The sequence below is a fragment of the Staphylococcus sp. HMSC62B09 genome (assembly GCF_001839115.1).
Classification (GTDB): Bacteria; Bacillota; Bacilli; order Staphylococcales; family Staphylococcaceae; genus Staphylococcus; species Staphylococcus haemolyticus.
The window spans coordinates 162,060-179,810 of record NZ_KV840149.1; the positions used below are offsets into that span (position 1 = coordinate 162,060).

The 17,751-nt window shown below is 34.1% G+C and carries 15 protein-coding genes; 8 read left to right on the forward strand and 7 right to left on the reverse strand.

All coding sequences use genetic code 11. From position 1 onward, the window contains the following. Window positions 1–18: 18 nt before the first annotated feature. Together HMPREF3265_RS07400 and HMPREF3265_RS07405 are read right to left on the reverse strand one after the other, a co-directional pair. Window positions 19–1,188 (reverse strand): MFS transporter, encoded by a 1,170-nt coding sequence (locus tag HMPREF3265_RS07400; RefSeq protein WP_016930609.1) that lies wholly within the window; start codon window positions 1,186–1,188, stop codon window positions 19–21. Between the two features lie 362 nt (window positions 1,189–1,550). Then, a complete protein-coding gene (locus HMPREF3265_RS07405; RefSeq protein ID WP_016930608.1) occupies window positions 1,551–2,471 on the reverse strand; it encodes a DMT family transporter in 921 nt (306 codons plus the stop codon). Window positions 2,472–2,626: 155 nt separating this feature from the next. Here HMPREF3265_RS07405 and HMPREF3265_RS07410 point away from each other — a divergent pair, with 155 nt between their 5' ends. The 7 genes from HMPREF3265_RS07410 (at window position 2,627) to HMPREF3265_RS07440 (ending at window position 9,001) form a co-directional block, all read left to right on the forward strand. Then, complete coding sequence (locus HMPREF3265_RS07410; RefSeq protein WP_070581048.1) at window positions 2,627–3,109, forward strand: RrF2 family transcriptional regulator; 483 nt, start codon at window positions 2,627–2,629, stop codon at window positions 3,107–3,109. Between the two features lie 144 nt (window positions 3,110–3,253). Further along, window positions 3,254–3,457: a helix-turn-helix transcriptional regulator gene (locus HMPREF3265_RS07415; protein WP_053030654.1), complete on the forward strand. Its 204-nt coding sequence runs from the start codon at window positions 3,254–3,256 to the stop codon at window positions 3,455–3,457. Further along, on the forward strand, window positions 3,454–4,173 hold the full coding sequence (locus HMPREF3265_RS07420; protein ID WP_070440511.1) for a DUF3169 family protein: 720 nt from the start codon (window positions 3,454–3,456) through the stop codon (window positions 4,171–4,173). Before HMPREF3265_RS07415 ends, HMPREF3265_RS07420 begins: the two co-directional genes overlap by 4 nt. A gap of 90 nt (window positions 4,174–4,263) precedes the next feature. After that, entirely contained in the window at window positions 4,264–5,109 is an 846-nt protein-coding gene (locus HMPREF3265_RS07425) for an ABC transporter ATP-binding protein (RefSeq protein WP_037537568.1), read from the forward strand. Beyond that, window positions 5,109–5,744, forward strand: a complete 636-nt coding sequence (locus HMPREF3265_RS07430) for an ABC-2 transporter permease (protein WP_053016247.1) — start codon at window positions 5,109–5,111, stop codon at window positions 5,742–5,744. The genes HMPREF3265_RS07425 and HMPREF3265_RS07430 overlap by 1 nt, the downstream gene beginning before the upstream one ends. Before the next feature lie 164 nt (window positions 5,745–5,908). Next, on the forward strand, window positions 5,909–6,694 hold the full coding sequence (locus HMPREF3265_RS07435; protein WP_070440509.1) for an arylamine N-acetyltransferase family protein: 786 nt from the start codon (window positions 5,909–5,911) through the stop codon (window positions 6,692–6,694). A 48-nt stretch (window positions 6,695–6,742) separates the two neighbouring features. Continuing rightward, on the forward strand, window positions 6,743–9,001 hold the full coding sequence (locus HMPREF3265_RS07440; RefSeq protein WP_070581050.1) for an ATP-binding cassette domain-containing protein: 2,259 nt from the start codon (window positions 6,743–6,745) through the stop codon (window positions 8,999–9,001). Window positions 9,002–9,062: 61 nt separating this feature from the next. Here the strand turns inward: HMPREF3265_RS07440 and HMPREF3265_RS07445 are convergent, their stop codons facing one another. Further along, window positions 9,063–10,838, reverse strand: coding sequence for an oleate hydratase (locus tag HMPREF3265_RS07445; RefSeq protein WP_070581052.1), 1,776 nt, complete (start codon window positions 10,836–10,838; stop codon window positions 9,063–9,065). A 196-nt stretch (window positions 10,839–11,034) separates the two neighbouring features. Here HMPREF3265_RS07445 and HMPREF3265_RS07450 point away from each other — a divergent pair, with 196 nt between their 5' ends. Continuing rightward, a complete protein-coding gene (locus HMPREF3265_RS07450) occupies window positions 11,035–11,541 on the forward strand; it encodes a TetR/AcrR family transcriptional regulator (protein WP_256323922.1) in 507 nt (168 codons plus the stop codon). A 167-nt stretch (window positions 11,542–11,708) separates the two neighbouring features. Here HMPREF3265_RS07450 and pbp4 read toward each other — a convergent pair whose 3' ends face one another. The 4 genes from pbp4 to HMPREF3265_RS07470 form a co-directional block, all read right to left on the reverse strand. Next, window positions 11,709–12,860, reverse strand: coding sequence for a penicillin-binding protein PBP4 (gene pbp4, locus HMPREF3265_RS07455; RefSeq protein WP_070581053.1), 1,152 nt, complete (start codon window positions 12,858–12,860; stop codon window positions 11,709–11,711). A gap of 213 nt (window positions 12,861–13,073) precedes the next feature. Continuing rightward, window positions 13,074–14,213 (reverse strand): polysaccharide deacetylase family protein, encoded by a 1,140-nt coding sequence (locus tag HMPREF3265_RS07460; protein WP_011274631.1) that lies wholly within the window; start codon window positions 14,211–14,213, stop codon window positions 13,074–13,076. 404 nt (window positions 14,214–14,617) lie between these two features. Beyond that, window positions 14,618–16,264, reverse strand: coding sequence for a phospho-sugar mutase (locus HMPREF3265_RS07465; RefSeq protein WP_070861217.1), 1,647 nt, complete (start codon window positions 16,262–16,264; stop codon window positions 14,618–14,620). Window positions 16,265–16,524: 260 nt separating this feature from the next. Beyond that, complete coding sequence (locus HMPREF3265_RS07470; protein WP_070861218.1) at window positions 16,525–17,502, reverse strand: SMP-30/gluconolactonase/LRE family protein; 978 nt, start codon at window positions 17,500–17,502, stop codon at window positions 16,525–16,527. Between the last annotated feature and the right edge of the window lie 249 nt (window positions 17,503–17,751).

The following is a 17,751-nucleotide window of genomic DNA, read 5'->3' on the forward strand; positions in this document are numbered from 1 at the left end:
GTGTTTTCAATTTAACTATTATTCTTCAAATTGAATGTGTTTCTTTTCATAAAAATAATTAATTGCATTAATTAAAATACCTAAAATAATTATTCCCCCTGACACAAAGGTAATCATTAAATAAGGTAAACCGATTGATAATAAAATTGAACCGATAATGGCACCTAAAAAATTTGCCACATTAAAGATAGACGCCGCTAATGTACTCGCAAGTAATGGTGCTTCTTTGGCACTTAATATAATCTTACTATTTAATAACGGTGTCGTACCAAATGTTCCAAATCCAAATAAGAAACATATAATAATGGCTAAAATCGCATTATGCACGAAAGTGACAAATAATATGATAGTTAAAAATAGTAATAAAAACGTATAAAATAGATATTTTGTCAGTTTAGGTTCTGGCACATTCCCTGTGATTAAATTGCCTAACACACCGCCTAACCCAAACATAAATAGACAAATTGTTAAGCCTACTATTTTAAAAGGTGCGAAGTCATGTATCATTGGTTCCATAAAAGTATATGTTGTGAATACGCCAGAATAACCAAAGACGATAATAGACATCACGATTAAAATGTGTGGATTTTTAAATACTTTTAATTCATTTTTTAAATTAGATTCTGTACTTAGAGATACATCTGGTACAAACTTCAACATACCTAGCATTGTAATAATCGCTAAACCAATCATAACGCCAAATACAGCTCTCCAATTCGCAAAGCCACCTAAGAATGAGCCGAATGGCACACCAATCATAACCGCAATTGTTAATCCTGCTTGGACTAATGCGATGGCTTGCGGTTGTTTACCACGAGGTGCAACGGCTGCAGCCACACTCATACACACGCCAAAGAATGGTGCGTGCATTGAAGCTGACAACAATCTTGATAACAGCAATACTTGAAAATTGGGTGCCAACATCCCTACCACATTACTACCTATAAATATGGCAACTAAAATGGGTAATAAGCGTTTGGCACGAACATTCATTGTGAATATACGCATAAATGGTCCAATTAACGCAACACTCACAGCATATACACTGATTAATAAACCTGCACTTGAAATAGACACTTTCATATCACTTGCGATTTGAGTTAATAATCCCATTACAACATACTCTGCCATTCCTACTGTAAATGTACCTAACATGAATATGAAGAACATCATTCTGTTACCTTTCATCATTGCTACCTCCTTTTTTTATCGCTCTCAAAAATAATACGAGTGCTATATTACAAAAAATTAGATACCATGTGAAGAGGTTTGTTCAGACTCTTTTATTTTCTTACGTCAGTGTTCGCAAGTTTTCATATATTTTCATTGTATTAAAATTAAGACAATTTCAAGTATGTAGTATTTCGAAAACCTTCCATATATGTAACATTTTCAATCAAAATGTCGCTATGTTAATCTAACTAGCATAGGAGTGAAATGATGTCTGAATCTAAAAAAGATAAATCCAAACAGCCACTTTGGGAACTCATAATTAATATTATCCTAGAACTATTTAGTGCGATCATTCGATTTTCCAAACATTTAATACCTTAATTACTTAAGTGATGTGGTGAATAATTAATTGCAATCAATGCGACCACAACACATAATCCACCTATCATAATGTGCACTGTGAAAGGTTCACCTAACCCTATAATTGAAAAAATAGTCGAAAATAAGGGCACTAAAAATAGAAAACTGCTCGAAATCGTAGCACCTCGTAAATTTAAACTGGTAAACCATAATCCAAATGATCCAATAGACGCAGGAAATACAAGCCACCAAAACCATAACCATCCCCAACCATTCAATTGTCCAATGTGATAGCGCTCTCCTAACAATTGGCTAATCAAGAACATGATGATGCCACCAAATAATAGCTGCCATCCCGTTAATACCCAGGCACCTTTATCAAACTTAAATTGCTTAGTCACGACAGTATTACATGACCAACATAGTGAACCAAGTAATGCGACACACGCACCCCACCCTAGCAATGAACGGTCTAACCCTAGACATATCGTAACCCCAATCACACCAATCACGAGTGCAACCACTTTAATCATTGTTAAACGCTCTTTCAGTATAAAATGCGCAAGAACAGCTAACCATAATGGATTGGTAAACAGTAAAACGGCAGACATTGAAGAGGATACACCCAATGACATTGCTATATTTAACAATCCCATTGTTCCTGCCGTTTGTAATAATCCGATGGTAGCGACAAATATAAAGCCTTTATAACTATTATGATCAATTGATGGTAATACATATTTAACGCCCCTTTTCAAAAATAAAACCAATAAGATAATGAATCCCGCGATGGTAAAACGCCATCCGCCTAGTAACATAGGTGGCACGTGTTCAATTGAGATGAGGTACTTCCCAGTTGGAAAAGAAGAGCTCATACATATGGTCGTTAAAATAATACATATATAGAAGTATAAATGCGAACGTTGATGTAAATTCATAGATGTCATCTCCTAGTCATTTATTAAAGATAATTAAGATATTCGTTGTCTTTAAATAGTATTATAATGCACCCTTTCTATTTTTCAATCTTAATATATAAAATTTTTATATTATATTTTATAATAAAAGAAACGTCTATCATTGGAGGAGTATTATGAAATTATCTAAAGGATGGGAGCAAGCTGTCTATGTTCTATTAATGCTGAATCTACTACCAGAACATAGCGTGATGACCTCTACTGCTTTAAGTGATCGTTTAAATGTTTCTGATTCTTATTTAAAGAAGATTATTAAAGCACTTGTTAAAGAAGGACTTGTCAATTCTACTACGGGCAAGCATGGTGGTTTCTCGTTAAGCAAACCTTTAAATCAGATCACGTTTTATGATATTTTTCTAGCAATAGAAGGTCGCGATACGATTTTTGCAAGTCAGCAATTATTGAAACCCTTCTTAGGTGAAAATGAAGGCCAAAAAGCTGAAATGTGTGTAGTTAGTCATGCATTAAATACAATTCAACATACACTTATCTCCACTTTATCTTCGATTACATTGGATGAAGTAAATCAAACCATCGTCACAAAATATCATCTTAACGATCTTAATCAATGGGTCTTAACAAATAGCAAAACACTGTAATACAAGCCTTCAGGATGTCTTACTTCAGACAACCCGAAGGCTACTTTTTATATCTAATTTGACAAAAATACAAGTCTTTTTGACTAATATACTAGTCAAAATGACAAAGATAATGTAACACAAAAGCCAAGGAGTTGATGAATATTGCGAAATCGTCTTAAAGAATTACGTGCTCGCGATGGCTTCAATCAAACACAACTCGCTAAACAAGCCGGTATCTCACGGCAAACAGTTTCTTTGATTGAACGGAATGATTTTATGCCGTCCATTTTAACAGCCGTTAAAATTGCACGTATATTCAATGAACCAGTTGAAAATGTCTTTATATTTGAGGAGGAAGATTTATGAAAGTGGGCAGATATTTACTCTATTTATTGATAGGGGGTATTATTGGTGGAATGATAGGAGCCTCAATAGGAATGCTAAGTGATGGGAACATCTTTGATATCTTACATTTCGCTTCATACAATTTCACGATTATCGTTACCATTATCGCTTCATTAATTAATATTGGACTTATCTTAGCGATTTGGAAGACCTCTCAGACATCTTTAAAATACAAACATAAAACTGAAAATGCCAATGATGCCAACCTCGATCAACATGAACAAAAAGCTAATTTAACTTTCATGAGAACTGGCACATTATATTACATTACAGTATTAGTCGCTTTATTAAACATATTTATTATTGCCTTAGGTAATGGCCCATCGTCTATTTTATTTTTAGTCATTGTGCCTTTTATATTGACATTAATTCCGTCAACCATGCTTGGTTTCTTTTATAGAAAATTTGATACCCGTATGCCTAAACAAGGCGAAGCCAATTATACAGAACGTATTTTACAAAATATGGATGAAGGTGAGCGTCATATTGCACTTGAATCAATGTTTAAAGTATATCACGTCAATATTTCCTTAATAATGGTAGGCGCTATATTCTTAGGTATCTTTTCAATCATTACAGGTATTAACCAAGCAGTTGGCATTGGCATCTTAATCATTTTATTCGCTTACAACACATTTGGTTATATGTTAAAAGTACGTAAATTTTACAAATCTTAGTTATTTATTAATTAATCTATATTATGATAAAAGTAACTAATCTTTAATTGAATTAAATCTAATACTAATCAACAGAAAGAGAGGATTACTATGGAACATCTATTGCAAGTGCAACATCTCAACAAGTCTTATAAGAAATCGAATTTCCATTTGAAAGATATTTCTTTAACACTTCAACCTGGCGAAGTTATTGGTTTAATTGGTAAGAATGGTTCAGGTAAATCAACATTGATTAATACATTAGTTGGTAACCGTTTTAAAGATTCTGGAGATATTTCATTTTTTGATCAAGTTGTCTCAGATAAGGATTATGCATACAAAGAGCATATTGGCGTTGTATTTGATGACTTACGTGTGCCTGATAAACTCGAAATTAAAGATATGGATAAAGTTTTTGCGAATATTTTCAAAACATGGAACAGTGATCGTTTCTTTGAAGTCATTCAGCGTTTCGAATTACCAACTAACGCACAAATTAAGACGTTCTCAAGAGGAATGCGTATGAAAGCAGCCTTAGCCATGGCTCTAGCGCATGATACAAAATTACTCATACTGGACGAAGCAACTGCTGGTATGGACGTATCAGGACGTGAAGAAGTCATTGAAATGTTGGAAGACTATATTTCTGAGGGGAATGGCATACTCATTTCATCTCATATTTCCGAAGATATAGAACATTTAGCTACAAAATTAATCTTTATGCGTGATGGTGAAATTGTACTTCAAGAAAGCAAGGAAGAATTGTTAAATCAATATGGTATTGTCGAAGTTGATGAGCATGTTGATTTAGACATTCCACAAGACATCATCATTGCATCAAGAGTGAGACAAGGTCAACGCCAAATCTTAATCAAGGATTGGTCTAGTGTAACGAACGCTCACCCACTTAGCACTATTGATGACGCAACAAAATTAATTATGAGAGGTGATAAATAATGAAAGGTCTAATTTTAAGTAGTTTCTATGCATCTAAAAAGTCACTTATCACATATTTAATTGTAGCCATTGTAGCAAGTTTCTTATTCGCTTTTATAAATCCAGCAATGGCATGTTTCTTACCAATGATTTTCTTATTGTCACCAGTGACGGATAACTTAAAGCGTGAAAAAGATTCTAAGTGGATGTATTATATTTCAACATTGCCAACACATCGTAGTGCTTATATTAAAAGCTATTTCGCATTTTATGGCATACTCATCTTTATCGGATTAATTATTGGTTTAATTGCAGTATTAGCGATACATCAGAATTTAATGTTAACACTTATTTCAGGTTTAGTAGGTATTGGTGCTGCAGGCACATACGCTATCATGTTCCCGTTAACATTTAAATTTGGTCCTGAAAATTCAAATGTCATCATGATTTCAACATCGGTTATCGTTCTTATTTTATTCTTTATTACTTACTTTGGTGTTATTATGTCTGCCATTGTACGTTCAGGTTCATTCTCTGATTTAGGAACAAATCCTACAGATATCCTCTTCATCGGATTATATGCAATACTCGGTTTAATTTGTTTAGTGGCTTCTTATTTCATTTCAATAGCCATTTTCAACAAACAAGAACTGTAATTTTGAATCATAACATAGTTTAATATATTAATACTGGTTCTAAACACGAGGCATCAACTGCTATCAAGTGTTTAGAACCTTTTTCGTCTCTATTCTTACATGCGTCATTTCATCATTATAGGGTATGGATTACTAAAAGCTTTTAACAAAGGAGACCTCATCTTATGGATATTCAAGCTATCGAACACTATTTAAATATAGATGCATCAAAATATAATGAACCTTCACTTGAAGCGCTCAATTATTACATTAAACGCTATATGTTGACGGTTCCTTTTGAAAATATCAATGTCCAAAATGGCGTACCTATATCTGTAGAAATTAATGATTTGTATGATAAATTGATCAATCAGCAACGAGGTGGTTTCTGTTACGAAATGAATCATTTCTTTGGGACTTACCTTGAAGAAAAAGGCTTTACCGTATATCGTATGTCTGCGACTGTTGAACAGCCTAATGGCAATCGCAGTCCAGAAGGTTCACACATGTCACTTGTTGTTCCAATTAATGATGTAAATTATGTTGCAGATGTAGGCTTCGGTGACTTACCTTTACAGGCCTTACCTATTACAAATATAGATCCAACTCATCCAGTTACAGATATTACAGGTGAATTCCGAGTAATTTCAGAGCATGAAGGAACTTATAGCATTCAGAAACTCGAAGACGATAGTTGGAGCACACGTTACGAGGCTCGCTTCCAACCTAAGCAAATAGAAGATTTTGAAGATATGATTCAATATAATTCACAACATCCAGATTCTATTTTTGTACAACAACTTATCGTTACTCAACCACAATCATACGGACGTGCTACGATGTCCTTACAACATCTAACGCTAAGTAAACAGGATGGTAAAGATAAATATGATGTAACTTCAGATAACTACCGAAATATTTTAAAAGAATACTTTAATCTTGATGTTAAAATCAAACCACTCGAAGCATAATTTAATATGACCAACATGTGAGTTAATCTAGGTTTAAGAGGTGTAATTATGACTAATATAGAAATTATCGGTGCCAAACAAAATAACTTAAAAAATATAAATGTAACGATTCCAAAGCATCAATTAACAGTATTTACAGGTCGTTCAGGCTCGGGGAAGTCTTCCCTCGTCTTCAATACTGTAGCTGCAGAATCTGAAAGATTGTTAAATGAAACATATTCAAGTTATGTGCAACATCAACTGACACAATATGAAAAACCAGACGTCGATCAAATTAAACATCTTCCTGTCGCAATGATTATTAATCAGAAACGTCTTGGCGGTAACTCTCGTTCAACTGTAGGTACAATTTCTGACATTTACGCGTCTGTCCGACTGCTATGGTCACGTATTGGCGAACCATTTGTCGGTTATTCAGATATCTTTTCTTTCAATAATCCTAAAGGTATGTGTCAAACATGTTCAGGACTAGGCTATGTTGAAGATATTGATTTAAATGAATTGCTTGATTATGATAAATCACTTAATGAGGATGCAATTAAATTCCCTTCATTTAGACCTGATAGTTGGCGAGGTAAACGTTATTTATATACAGGTTTATTTGATAATGATAAGAAATTAAAAGATTATACGAATGAAGAAATGGATACGTTTTTATACACCGAACCAACTAAATTAAAGAATCCACCGTCAAATTGGCCTAGAACTGCCAAATTTGAAGGATTAATTCATCGATTCCGCCGTTCATTTTTACTTAATGATAATTTCGAAAAGAAACGTTTTAAAGAAGATATTGACCGAGTGGTATCGAAACATGATTGTCCTGATTGTCATGGTCAACGTCTTAATGACACTGTATTAAGCTGTAAAATCAATGGCTTAAATATTGCAGAATTCACAAACCTACAAATTGATGAGGCGTTAGCCTTTTTAAGAAAAATAAAATCAGGCAAAGCACGTGTGATTATAGAGCCACTTAAGAAACAACTAGAAGCATTAAGTTATATTGGGTTGAATTATTTAACACTAGCGCGAGAAACAACTTCGCTATCTGGTGGTGAGTCACAACGTATTAAGCTCATTCGTCACCTTAATAGTCCTTTAAGCGACTTAATCTATATTATTGATGAACCAAGTGTCGGACTACATCCAGAGGATATTCAGCGTATCAACGATATCATTCAATCCTTAAAAGATAAGGGCAACACAGTCCTCGTTGTAGAACATGATCCAGATGTTATAAAGACCGCTGATCATATTATTGATTTAGGACCTTTAGCAGGCAAAAATGGTGGTGAAATTACATTTACTGGCTCTTATAATGAATTACTCAGTTCGAACACAAGTACTGGTCAAGCGTTGAACCGACAGCATCAACTTAAAAAAACGCCACGTAAATCGAAAGACATGCTTCAAATTGCTAATATTAGTCGCAATAACTTACAAAATGTCTCAACTAAACTACCTAAGCATGCAATGACTGTTGTTACAGGTGTTGCAGGTTCAGGTAAAAGTTCACTCATCACTGCAGGATTTGAACGTGAACAAGAGGCTATCTTTATTGACCAGAAACCTGTCCATGCATCAAATCGTTCTAATCTACTTACTTATTTAGATATCTTTGATGATGTACGTAGTTTCTTTAGTCAACATACTGGTCTTAAGAAGAGTATGTTCAGCTATAATTCAGAAGGTGCCTGTCCGGAATGTCATGGTAAAGGTGTTTTAAAAACGGAACTTGCATTTATGCCAGACTTTTCACAAGTATGTGAATTATGTGGTGGTACAAGATATCGTCCAGAAGTGTTAGAAGCTAAAGTAGAAGGTTATTCTATTGCGGATATTTTAGCATTAACCGTGGATGAAGCCATTGAGAAATTTAGCGACAGTCCAGGTATTATACGACCGCTTCAAGCATTAGCGGATACAGGATTAAACTATATGACTCTCGGACAATCATTAGATACCCTTTCAGGTGGTGAAATTCAACGAGTGAAACTAAGCCGTTACCTGACACAAGATGTGACCGATAAGATCTTTATCTTTGATGAGCCAACAACTGGGCTACATGAAGATGATTTGCCAATTCTAATCGATTGCTTTAACCATCTTATTGAAGAAGGCAATACGGTTATCTTGATTGAACATAATTTAACGATGATGACTCAGGCGGATTGGTTAATTGATATTGGGCCTTATGCTGGAGATAAAGGTGGCCAATTACTTTACGCGGGTGAACCTGAAGGCATCTTTGACATCGACAATTCCATAACCGCTAAACATTTAAAACGATATATTGGCCAATAAATAAACTAAACAAATATCCCCACATGCTAATTCGTCATGTGGGGGTGAATTTTATCTACACTTATAGTAACTTGTGTTGGTGCAACAATTCTTCGATATAGGTACCTTTTATTTTCTTCAAGAAAGCGTTAAGAGCGAGTTTCTGTATTTTGTTATGTTCTGAGAGTTCTGATAGATTTTTACCATCATTAAGTTCATATAAGGCATCCATCAATATACGAAGGTCGAATTCTGTTGCAACCACTTCAGGGACACCTCTATCTATGTCCAATAATTGGTATACTGCTTCCATAGCAGTCCTTACCGAATATTCAGTGGTAAATACAGTATCTCTTTCTGTTTCTGCAAAATTACCAATAAAGGCTATGTTGCGAGCATTTTCAGGCACGACAAGTGGTCTGTCTCCAATGGATCTAGGCATAAAATAAGAACAGATATATGGCATATAGACTGGTATCGTATTACATTGCGTTTTAGCGAGGTCTTCAATTTGATTGATAGGAACGCCCATATGATATAACCATTCTTGGCAAATTTCATTTCCACTGCACTCAGTGATAGGTTTATGGATGTAATCCCCGTTTACGTTTGAGTATAATGCATAGATCCAAACGCTCACCTCGTCTTCGGGTTGGCTTTTAAATTGTTGTTGACGATTAACAGTAAAACTCATTTGCCATTTAGAATCATTAACAGTAACAATACCACCTGTCACTGTCTTGCCGGCTAGAGGGTCTCGTTTACAAATTTGCTCGATTGTATTAATAATTGTCATGTTATTTGTCGTCGCGGTTGCTGATACAAACCAACTTTTGTCTGGTAAACGATGATAGAACTTTTCGGGACAACCAAACTCAGGGCTCTGTTTGGCAAGATTACGCCATAACGTCCAACTACCACCGATTTCTTTTGTAGGGGGTGCGGGTGTGTTGTTATCTCCATAAGTTGAACTTTCAGTGATACTACCATTTGTAACAAATACTAAATCATCTGGCGTTAGAGGAATGATATCATCTTTACCTGAACGCTTAAGTTGTATTTCACGCGCAACCTTCTCTTTTGTTGTGATATCTACTTTTATATTCAACACTTGAACATCATATTGAAATTGCACACCGTGGGACTCTAAGTAAGCAATCATCGGAAGAACTAGTGATTCATATTGATTATATTTGGTGAACTTAAGGGCACTGAAATCTGCTAATCCTCCAATATGATGTACAAAGCGCATTAAATATCGACGCATCTCCATTGCAGAATGCCATGGCTCAAATGCGAACATCGTTTTCCAATAGATCCAGAAATTCGAATGCAAAAAGTCATTTGAGAAGACATCCGTAATCTTCACGTCGTTTAATGTCTCTTCTTTCATTAAACATAAATGAATGATTTCTTTAATGGCTTGTGGCGTCAAAGTAAAATCACCATCAGTAGATAACTGATGCCCCCTTTTCTCAATAACACGACAACGTGAGTAATTAGGATCTTCTTTATTTAACCAATAAAACTCATCTAGAACGGAAGCATTATCCATTTCAAGTGACGGGATGGAGCGAAATAAATCCCACAAACATTCGAAATGGTTCTCCATTTCTCTTCCACCTCTCACAACATAGCCTTTCAAAGAAAGTTCATCTCCATCTAAACTTCCACCAGGTTTAGATAATTCTTCTAAAACATGGATTTTTGACCCATCCATTTGTCCGTCTCTAATCAAGAAACATGCAGCAGCTAGAGATGCTAATCCGGAACCAATAAGATAAGCTGATTTAAGCTCTACATTTTCTGGTTTTTTAGGACGTGCAAATGCTTCATAATTTCCATTACTATAGTACATACGTATCACTTCCCAAGTTTTCATAGTTTTTAATTTTTAGATTGAAAAGTAGTAAACTATAAGTAATCTTAAAGAAATTAATCTACCCTTCGATAGTATTATAAAATGACGAGGGGCAAGAATTGTGTGTCACTTATGTGTGTTTGTAACATAAGCGACATTTTATTCAAACTGTCCGATATGAGGAGTGATTAAGTTGAACAAACAAGATTTACGCGTCCAAAAAACACATCAAGCCCTAATTACTTCATTTTCTGATTTACTACAAACTAAATCTTTTGAACAAATAACGGTTCAAGACTTATGTGCAAAAGCAAATGTACGACGATCAACCTTTTATCGTCATTTTAATGATAAGTATGACTTGTTAAATCATGTTGTCGGCACGTTGATTGATCATTTTAGAGAGCTATATTTACCCGACATTAATCCCGACAACCCACGACAATTTTTTGAGAAATTGATGAGAGATGTTTTGACATTTATTCACGATAATAAAGACATTGTCCGTAGCGTTATAACACTCAATTTTTACGGCGAAGTTTATACTATTTTTTATGAACAAATCTATAAAGCAGTTCAAAAGCAAATTGAATTTGATCGACAGAGTGGTCAATTTTATGTAGATGTAACAATATATGGAGAATTTTTAACTGGAGGTATTTTGAGCGTCATCACGAATTGGATTCAACATGGACAATAGCAATCGATTGATAAAGTGACGAAAGAAATTGTTAATATGATATGTGGCGCAAGAGAAGTACATTTGAAGAAACTGAGCTAAAACGCCTTTATTAAAGATATTCATTATTTGAAAAATGTCGCCAAGATGAAAACTTAGCGACATTTTTTCTAATTTAATTTATTGATTTAGAACCATTTCCATTTTTTATCAACAGCTACACGTGGATACTGACTGCCTGGTAAGAAGTCCCTATAATAATGAACATAAACTTTGCCTTTACTATTGATAGCCAGATGCCATTTGGATTTGTCTTTAGGGACAACATCATATAAATCTTTTTTTACATGATATTTCTTGCCATCTATCTCATGGTCTCCTTCAGTTAACACTTTCTTATATTCATATTTTTGACGATATTGTTTAATGATTTGATTACCTATTCTATTTCTATTGTACTTCGCATTTACATCACCAAAGGGTTTCACATTCATTATTGTTTCATTTAGATGTAATTGATCTTGCTTATTTGTTAGTGCAATGTTATAACCCTTATTACTTGTACCTGTCTTTAAGCCATCTGTACCAGGTAAATATAGTGGTTGTCCTTTTAAAGATAGATTCGTACTTTTAAAAGTATTTCCTCTTTGAGTATCCCGTGGCAACTTAGATATTTGTAATATCTGAGGATACTTCTTAATTAACGCTTGCATTAAAAGGTTCATATCTTTAGCGGTACTTTTAGGGAAATCTTGTTTTTTAAATTTTGAAGGTGCATATTGATCTAACAAACTATTTTGCGCACCTGCCGGATTGACAAAGTTTGTATTAGTCATATTAAACGATTTAGCTTGTTGATTCATTTTATTAGTAAATGTATTATTATCGCCACTTACTTTCTCACCTAATATCATTGCTGCGGCATTACTTGATGCTAAAGTGGTTTGTTTAATTAATTCTTCAATAGTATACGTTTGACCTTGTTTCAATGATACTGATGATAGGTTTGGTAGGTTGGACATGGTAGCATACTTATTTGTAATTTTCACTTTGTCATTGAGCTTTAACTTCCCATTCTCAATCGCTTCATAAGTTAAATATAAGGTCATCATTTTAGACATAGAAGCAGGGTCAACCTGATTATTTCCCCGGTAATTATATAGAATTTGCCCTTGATCAGTAGTAAGCATGACACCACTAGGCTGATATTTCGTACTAATACTACTATTCTTTTCTTTATTAGCAATAGTTACTGGCGATTCACTCGCATCACTTATCGAAGTATGTAATAACGAAATCGTAGTGATAATACCTATTCCTTTTACAAATTTACCAAACAAAATATCCCCTACTTTTTTTAATATTAATAATGTTGCACAATACCTTTTATAACAATATTATAGGAATAATACAACTATATTCAAAATCATAATCCCTTAACTATATTGTTGTTACTTACTATACATTTTGATATCCATTAAACTTTACTTGCTTTTTAATGAAAAATTGAAACTCTGAGAACTACCATAATGCAATTCTCAGAGTTCGACTAATTATTTATAACCTTTCTCACCTTTAAAATAACTACGATCTTCTTTGCTATAAACTTTGTCTGGATCTACAAATGGTTTCAACTTGTATTTAAAGTCATATAGATTCAAACCATCGATAGCAACACGGTCTTGATAAACGCTATCTTCACCAATATCAGTAAAATTATTCGGACCTACCCCAGCTAAGAATTTAAATCCTGCTTTATTCTCTAGGTACTGATAGCCTGCTGAACCTCTATCTTGCGCACCATGAGGGAAAATAAATAAATCCGTTTTGCCAATAATTGGCGTTACTTCTTTCTTCCAACGTTCTGTATCCTTCACAATACGATCATATGAACTATTTGCAAAATCAATGTGCCCCCAAGAATGACTTGCGAATGTCCAACCATCGCGTTTCATTGCATTTGCAACTTTTATCGCTTGTTCTTTACGCTTAGAGTAGTCTTTACTATCCAACTCATTCGTGCGATATCCGAGTACCCCATTGTATCCAGTTAAACCAACTACACCTTTTTGTCCATTCAATGAAAAATCTGGATGTTCTTTTACGAAACGATTTAGAATCGGAACAATATCATTCGATTCACTTTGAGTAAACTTACCATCTTTGCCTTTCGTTTGAGATACAACATGATTATATTTGTCTAATACTAAACGATCTGCATAACCATTTCCTCTCATATATTCATAATAATTCATATCATCTATTGATAAGATTAACGGTTTCTTTCCTTTAGGCAACTTAAGTGATTTCTTTTTAATAGGTTTAGAATTGAAATCATATGCATCATGTGGATCAATCAATATGTAATGATGCTTATATAATTCATCAAGTGAGCGTTTAAATTCTTCAACGGTAATCATCCAATCATTATTGCCTTTGGCTTGATTCGCTTCACCAGTAAACGCCACTTTAGGATCCGTAATTAAAGGATGGAAGAAGATATGTGCTACATCACCCTTATATTCAACCCAATCATTTTGACCAGAACTACGCTTTTTCGCATAAATATTCTCTTCTTTATTATGCGTTTCTTCTTTAGCTTTTTTCTCATGCGTTTGCGATGTCGATTGACAAGCACATAAAACAATGGCTATTAAAACAGTGAATACACTCAACAAATATTTTTTAATCATGTATTGGCTCCTTTATGTAAGAAAGTGATTTTATGCCGATCACTAAATATTATATAACATTTTTATACTATGCATAACATATCATTTCTAACTTAACGGAATTTTTACATGAAATTAATTTTATTCAGTATTAAATTATTTGTTTCTTCTTTTCGCGAGAAATTTCATACTTACATTAACTACAATCGCTAAAACGAATAAGCTTTTCAATATTAATTCATAATAAGTTATATAATCGACAAATAGACTTTTTAAGAAAATATTAATTAAGAAAACAGCTTATGGTGCACTTTGTGATATGTACCATAAGCTGTTTTATATTATTTTTTAATTTTGAAAATGAACGATTGAGGTGGAATGATATTTAATACTGCTTACTTGCATATAAATGGTTTTTTGTCACGCTATTCGCTATCACTAAATATATAATCGTATATGTCTTGTGAGACTTGTTCGAAGTTATCGACGTTAAGTGATAGGTAGAATTTGAGTTTAGGTTCTGTACCTGATGGTCTCAAAGCAATAAATCCTTCTTCTAAGAGAATTCTAATTACATTCGCTTTTGGTAATGATATTGCTTCTTCCGTGTTGTCTTCTTTATAAATGCGTTTCAATGTCTCATAATCTTCTACTGCAACAACTTTTAATCCTGCAAAGACATCAGGAATATTACGTCTTAATTGATCCATTAAAGCGTTAATTTGTTGTTGCCCTTCTCTACCTTCAAAGACTTTAGACATCGGTTTATCACGATAATAGCCTACTTCTTTATGGATTTCTTTTAATTCATCGTGCAGTGTTTTGCCTTCATTTTTCAAAATAGAAGCATACTTAATAATCAATGGCACAATTTGAATGGCATCTTTGTCTCGCACGAAGTCGTCAGCTAAGTAACCATAGCTTTCTTCATAGGCAAATAAAAATGATTCTGTATCATCTAACTCACGAATGGCTTTAGCAATGTGTTTAAAGCCGATTAAGACTTCCTTCACAGTCACACCATATTGTTGTGCAAGTCGTTTACCTAACTCGCCACTTACAATAGATTGAATGACAACCGAATGATTCGGCACATTCGTGTATTCGAGCAGATATTTAATGAGTAATGCGCCGATTTCACTGCCACCAAAGTAGTATATTTGACCATTTTCATTTCGTTCTACAAATCCCATGCGATCGACGTCAGGATCTGTTGCAATAATTAAATTAGCGTCGATATCGTGAGCTTGTTGAATTGCTAAATCAAAGGCTTCTCGCTCTTCGGGGTTCGCACTTTTAACGGAACTGAAATTTGGATCTAGCTCACTTTGCGATTTGACTAAACTTACATTCTGAAAATTAAGATGCTTTAAAACGTCAGGAATAATCGGCACACCAGTACCATGCAAACTCGTATATACGACCTTCAAATCAGATTGTGGAATATCACCTATAAGATTTGTAAGTTCGTTTATGTAACTATCATAAACCGCTTCTGGTAAATCAAAGGTGTTCTTCTCAATAAGTTCTTGATTTAAGTCAATATTCAACTCAAGTGGATTACCTAAGTTATTGATATATTGAGCAACTTCTAATGAAGTATCCTCATCTAATTGCGCACCATCTGCACCATAAACTTTGATGCCGTTATAATCTTTAGGGTTATGACTTGCTGTAATCATGATACCGGCAGATGTTTGCAAGTATCGGACAGCAAAAGATAGTTGTGGCGTTGTTTTATATACATCTGCCAGATAAACTTTAATGCCTTTCGAAGTCAAAATTTGCGTAATAATATGTGCGAATTCTGAAGATAAATGACGAATATCATAGTGAATGACAATTGAAGGATTATCTTCTTTATCTTTTAAGTAATTAGCAATTCCTAATGCCAGACGTTGTATGGTATAGCGATTTAAACGGCCAGGACCAAGTCCAAACTGGCCACGAATACCTGCAGTTCCAAAAGCTAATTCAGTTTCAAATCCTTGTTCTTGAAACGTTGTGGTCTGACTATCATAGAATGATGCTACAAGACTGTCATCTTTATATTTCATCCAATTGTCTTTCATTATATACTCCTTTCATACTTATACGGATGTCTTATTATTCTATTTCAGTATACTGGATATTTAAAAAAGTTTCATTTGATTAGGAGATAAGCATTATTTAGTTATCGTTGATGCTCAACGAATCAAACTCGCAATAAGTAACCCATAATGATAAAATACATTTATAAATTAATTCCATTGGCAACACCAACCCCCCTCACTATTGCGCTAGTGAGGGGGTTTTATGGTGTGTTAGACGATGTCGCTTATTTCTCTATTACTTACTGAAATTGATAGCTTTCATGACCTTTCGCAAAAGCTTCAACGGTATAAATCATTGAACCACCCTCTGAGTCGTTCTCAATGTCATTGGTACAAATAAGCAATTGGTTTGTTCCTGGAATAAATTGTGGATGTGTTGAACGTAACATTTTACCTTCATCACGCCCTGGCATTAAGATTTGACCAATAGGATATCCACGTCTGTTGAAGACTAGAACACGCCCTTGTCCATACATTGCTACGTATAAATTATCATCGCTATCAATACAAACTGAGTCTGGTCCTTCATGGCCAGTAAAGTAATATGGAATCGTTGCACCAAACGGTGCAATTGTCACGCCATCGTCCTCTAATTGAATACGATGTAGTCGGTTAGTCGTTGTTTCTGTAACCCATAATATTTTTTCATCCGTACTTAAAGCTACACCATTCGCTACTGAAATGTTCTGAATGACTGGTGTCACTGTCTTGAAGTCTGGTGAAACATAGTAAACGCCACCTTTAGGGTTGGTAGAATAACCTCTAAAATCAGTGAAATAGAAACCACCTTTACTATCAAAGACCATGTCATCAATACAATATTCAGTATTGAGTTCCGAAATGATTTCTTCAAATTGTTCACCATGTTCATCTGTGGCGAAGATACCACCTGTTGACTCGAAATCGCCTAAATAACAAGTGAATAAACGTCCATCTTTATGTATTTTGATTGCAGCTGGATTTTGTTTTGTTGATTGAAACGCTGTTGAAACCTCTTTTGTGTCTATGTCGACTTTAAAGATTTTACCGCCAAACACTTCACATAAAAATAAATTATGATCTCTATCAAAGACAAGACCTTCAAGTTGAAGTCCTTCATCTGAAATTTTTAACCAAGGTTCTGCCGTTACCGTTTGTAATTCACTTTCAGAAATAATAGGTACCGCACTTTTTGATACCCCAGTATATGTTAATTTTGGTAAAGATTGATTTGTCATAATTAACAATTCCTCCCTTTTCGAAAAGTATAATCTTAATTCATTATAATCCTTTACTTCACTTTCTACTTATCGTACTACATGTAATCGTTTTCAAAAAGTAATTGTACTTCTAACATAGGTCTGTTGCCCTATTTTCAAAACCGAAATATTGAAAGTTATTGTAAATTTGGTAAAATAATATAATGTTGATTTTTATAAAAAGATAAATTATTGAATAACTAAATGATATGGCTTGCCTTTACGATA